The sequence below is a fragment of the uncultured Cardiobacterium sp. genome (assembly GCF_938028185.1).
In the GTDB taxonomy this organism is placed as follows: domain Bacteria; phylum Pseudomonadota; class Gammaproteobacteria; order Cardiobacteriales; family Cardiobacteriaceae; genus Cardiobacterium.
In genome coordinates this window covers 1-4,524 of the sequence record NZ_CALJAH010000209.1, presented here as the reverse complement: position 1 = coordinate 4,524, position 4,524 = coordinate 1, and the positions used below count along the sequence as shown (strand labels likewise).

Annotated in this window: 5 protein-coding genes; 2 read left to right on the top strand and 3 right to left on the bottom strand. The window is 58.9% G+C overall.

Going from position 1 to position 4,524, the window contains the following annotated elements; translation table 11 throughout:
* Nucleotides 1-201: 201 nt before the first annotated feature.
* Genes citF through citD form a run of 3 tightly spaced genes read right to left on the bottom strand, consistent with a single transcriptional unit; the run spans nucleotide 202 to nucleotide 2,875 of the window.
* Nucleotides 202-1,707 carry a citrate lyase subunit alpha gene (gene citF, locus Q0349_RS06190; RefSeq protein WP_298080004.1) on the bottom strand — a complete coding sequence of 502 codons (1,506 nt, stop codon included), beginning with the start codon at nucleotides 1,705-1,707 and terminating at the stop codon, nucleotides 202-204.
* A gap of 2 nt (nucleotides 1,708-1,709) precedes the next feature.
* Entirely contained in the window at nucleotides 1,710-2,588 is an 879-nt protein-coding gene (gene citE, locus Q0349_RS06185) for a citrate (pro-3S)-lyase subunit beta (RefSeq protein ID WP_298080003.1), read from the bottom strand.
* Complete coding sequence (citD, locus tag Q0349_RS06180) at nucleotides 2,585-2,875, bottom strand: citrate lyase acyl carrier protein (protein WP_298080002.1); 291 nt, start codon at nucleotides 2,873-2,875, stop codon at nucleotides 2,585-2,587. The genes citE and citD overlap by 4 nt, the downstream gene beginning before the upstream one ends.
* A 214-nt stretch (nucleotides 2,876-3,089) precedes the next feature.
* Between citD and Q0349_RS06175 the strand changes: the two genes are divergently transcribed.
* Together Q0349_RS06175 and Q0349_RS06170 are read left to right on the top strand one after the other, a co-directional pair.
* Complete coding sequence (locus Q0349_RS06175; protein WP_298080001.1) at nucleotides 3,090-3,731, top strand: transaldolase family protein; 642 nt, start codon at nucleotides 3,090-3,092, stop codon at nucleotides 3,729-3,731.
* A 35-nt stretch (nucleotides 3,732-3,766) separates the two neighbouring features.
* Nucleotides 3,767-4,327, top strand: coding sequence for a hypothetical protein (locus Q0349_RS06170; RefSeq protein ID WP_298080000.1), 561 nt, complete (start codon nucleotides 3,767-3,769; stop codon nucleotides 4,325-4,327).
* Nucleotides 4,328-4,524 lie beyond the last annotated feature (197 nt).

Below are 4,524 nucleotides of genomic sequence, written 5' to 3'. Positions count from 1 at the left end.
ATTTATTCCGGACAGTAGTGCTCCCCCACAGGGGGAGGGGGGAATCGCGGCGGGAGTACGGGCAACGGTTGTTGTAACTGCCATTTACATACACGATAGCGGGGAAGGTGTATGTAAACGAAACACCGCCCGAAACAACGGGCGTACCGCCAGTAACCCCACCCCCGCCCCTTCCCCCACAGGGGGAGGGGAGATGTCGCCTCAATCCGCCACCTGATAGACGGTGTCAATGACGCTGCCGTCGCGGTAGCGCACGATGGCGACCGGTTTGTCGGTGAAGCGGATTTTTTCCGGTTTGCCGGTGAGTGCGATGGCGCGCTGGTACAGGTCTTCTATCGTCGTCAGTTCAACCCCGGCGTCGCGTAGGCGTTGTGCCAGTTGCGGGCGGCGCGGGTTGACGGCGATGCCGTGGTCGGTGATGAGGATGTCGATGTGTTCGCCGGGGGTGATGCAGGTGATGACTTCATCGACTACGGTCGGGATGCGACCGCGTACCAGCGGGGCGACGATGATGGCCAGACGCGCGTTGGCGGCGGTGTCGCAGTGACCACCGGAGGCACCGCGCAGCACGCCGTCCGAGCCGGTGAGCACGTTCACGTTAAAACCGGTGTCGATTTCCAGCGCGCTCAGTACGACGACGTCGAGTTGTTCGACCGATGCGCCTTTGGAGCCGTAGTTGGCGTACTGGTTGGCGCTGATTTCGATGTGGTTCGGGTTGCGCGCCAGGGATTTGGCGGCGTCGGCGTCAAAGCTCTGTACGTCCAGCAGTTTTTTGATGAGCCCTTTTTCGTGCAACTGCACCATGGTGGCGGTGATGCCGCCGAGGCCGAAGCTGGCGGTGATGTTGTCGCGCCGCATTTTGTCTTCGAGGAAGCGGGAAACGGCAAGCGAGGCGCCGCCGGTGCCGGTTTGCAGCGAGAAGCCGTCGTAGAAGTAGCCGGATTTGGCGATGACTTCGGCGCAGCGGCGGGCGATGAGCAACTCGCGCGGGTTGGTGGTCATGCGGGTCGCGTCCGCGCCGATTTTCGCCGGGTCGCCGACAGCTTCGACCGGCACGATGTAATCGACTTCGTCCTGCGCGATGCTATGCGGTGCGGTCGGGAAGTCTTCTATCGCTTCGGTGAGCAGTACGACTTTGTCGGCGTATTGCGCGTCGGTCATCGCGTAGCCGAGCGAGCCGCAGATGCTTTGTCCATGCTGGCCGTTGGCGTTGCCGAAGCGGTCGCAGACCGGCACGCCGAGGAAGGCGACGTCAATCTTCAGCTCGCCGGTTTTGACGAGGTGGACGCGGCCGCCGTGCGAGTGGATTTGCACCGGCTCTTTGAGAATGCCGGCGGAGATGGCATCGGCCAGTTTGCCGCGCAGGCCGGAGGAGTAGAGTTTGCTGACCACGCCGTTTTTGATGTGCTCAACCAGCGGCGCGTGCACGCCGGTGAGCGAGCTGGAGGCGACGGTGAGGTTTTTGAAGCCCATTTTGGCAAGCACGTCCATCACCATGTTCACGGTGTAGTCGCCGCCGCGGAAGCCGTGGTGGAAGGAGACGGTCATGCCGTCCTTGAGGCCGCAGGCGCGTACCGCGTCTTCGATGCTGGCCAGCACTTTGCGCGGCGCGCGTTCGCCGAAGACGACTTTTTTCTCGCTGACGGCAAAGGGTTTGAGGTTGTTGGCTGCGGCGAGTCCGCCTTTGACCCGTTGTTCTCTGTTCATGTTTATTCCTCCCGAATTCCAGATGCAGCGGCGCGTTGCAGTACCAGTTTGGCGCGCTCGATGATGGGGCTATCGACCATTTTGCCGTTAAGCGAAACGACGCCAGAGCCGTTGCGCTCGGCTTCTTCTGCAGCGGCAATGACCCGCTCGGCGTGGTCCACTTCTTTCTGCGTCGGCGCGAACAGGTTGTGAATCAGCACAATTTGGTTCGGGTTAATCAGCGACTTGCCGTCAAAGCCAAGCTGCTTGATCAGCGACGCTTCGCGCAGGAAACCTTCCTCGTTGCGCGCGTCGGAATAGACGGTGTCAAACGCCATCAGGCCGTTGGCACGGGCGGCGTGCAGGATGCTGCTGCGCGCAAACAGCAATTCAATGCCATCCGGCGAGCGCTCCGTTTTCATGTTGCGCACATAATCTTCCGCGCCCAGCGCGATACCCATCAGGCGCGGCGAGGCTTTGGCGATGTCGTTCACCGCGAGAATGCCCTGCGCCGATTCAATCGCGGCGAGCAACTGCGTACTGCCGACGGCGCGACCGCAGTCCTTTTCAATCGCGGTAATGGCGGCGTCCATGTCGATGATGTCCTGCGCGCTGTCGGTCTTCGGTAGGCGGACGATATCGGTACCGGCGCGCACCACCGCGTTCAGGTCAAGCAAACCAAACTCGGAGGCGAGGGGATTGACGCGCACCACCGTTTCCAGTTCGCGATAAAGCGGGTGTTGCAGGGCGTGCGCGACCAACATCCGCGCGGTGTCCTTCTCGGCGAGCGCGACCGAATCCTCCAGGTCAAACATGATGGAATCCGGCTTATAAATGAACGTGTTGCTGATCATCGCCGCGTTCGCGCCCGGCACGAACAACATACTTCTGCGCAGTTTCATAGCACTTTCCCCCAATCGACCGGTTCATCGGTGGCGCGTAACAGCGCCGCTTTCAGCCGCGCGCGCAGCACACAATCGAGCGCGCCACGGTCTTCCAGCTTCAGCGCCACCGCCTGCACGCCAAGCTGCGCCAGCACCTCATGAACCGTCGCGCGAATTTGCGCGTCAAACTGCTTGCCGACGCTGCTGTTTACCGTGAGCGACACGCCGGACGCGGCGGGCGCGACATAGACCATCACATCGCTGGACTCGACCGTCCCGGCGACACTCTCTTTACGGATCAACATAAACACTCCTCATATCAGGATTAGCGGAGAGACGCCGCCAGACAACGCCCGGCGGCGAAAACCGCGTCATCTTAGAGAAATTAAAAAAACATGACAATCGCAAAACAGCGCCCTTGCGCCAGGTCAAGGCTAACGGGCTGATTTTGCGGAGCAGGGCGCTGCGGCAAATGCCACTTTGTATAATGCCGCCACTACCCGCAACCGGAGCATCGCCATGTACCTCGACAGCGCCGACCCCGCCGCCATCGCCCGTTACCTGCCGCTTGGCATCCTCAAAGGCATCACCACCAACCCGACCCTGCTGAAAAAACAGGGCGATGCGCGCGAGGCGCAACTCGCCGCCATCCTCGCCACCCGCCCGCCGCTCGTGTTCGTACAAGTCTTGGGGGCGACCACTGCGGAAATGCTCGATGACTACCACCGCATCCTCGCCGCCTTCCCCGACGCGCCGCTCGGCATCAAAATTCCCGTCAATCACGCCGGACTCGAAACCATCGCGGCGATGCGCGCCCACCGCCTCGACCTGCCGCTGCTCGGTACCGCCATTTACAGCGCCGAACAAGCCATCCTGGCGGGCATTGCCGGCTGCGACTTCGTCGCCCCCTACATCAACCGCATGGAAAACAACGCCATTGACCCCTATGCCGTCATCGCCAGCACCCGCCGTTACTACGACAATCACGCTATTCCCTGCCAAATCATGGGCGCGAGCTTCAAAAATACCCAACAAATCCTGCACGCGCTGGACGCCGGCGCGCATACCTGCACCCTCCCGCCCGACCTGCTGCACGCGATGCTGGAACAACCGCTGGTGGCAGCGGCCATACAGGCCTTTAACGCCGATGGCGCGGCATAGGGCACGCCAATGCCGCAGAATAAACGGGGAATAACATGAACTTCTTTGGCGGCTTCATTCATTTTTGCCGAAGCCCACTGCTCCTGAAATACAGCACTTACGATGAATGCTGGGGCTATCTCATCATGAGTACGGCGATGTTATTGGTCTTTATCGTTACCGGCGATGCGGAAATCATCTATAAAAAAGGCGTTTATTACGACATTTATGGTCCGGTTAAAACGACCTGGTACCCGCCAACAACAAAAAACACTTCAAGCCTCACTATCCGGACGGCAGACAAGCAGTACTTTCATTCTTCATGCATCGGATTGCGCGAATACTTGTGCAAAGAACCGAAAATAAAACATTTTTCCGCAGAATACCGTTTCAGATACATTCCCTATGAGCGTAGCAGCGGTCTCATCATTGCCGTTTACAAGGGTGAAGAAGAAGTCTTTGCCAACCAAAAAATTCGTCGTTTTTTCTTTGCCAGAAATCTTGAAACATTTATTGTCGGATGTATGAAATTATTCGCCCTGTGGCTTTTTGTCATGAGCATTATCCGGCTGCGCATCCTGCGCCGGGAAAGAATTGCCAAAGGGATGCGTATCTGATGCCAATCCATCAAACAGACCGCAGGGGTAGTTATAGCAATTCCCCTAAGGGCTGTTTACAATTCGGCGGATAAACGCCTCTCTCGCTGCGCGAACTGTTCCAGTCCCTTTGGGACAAGCATTGCTTGCGAAGCAAGAGAGAGGGTTGGGGTGAGGGCAGCAAACAATTGAAAAATTGGAATTTCGGCTCATCAATA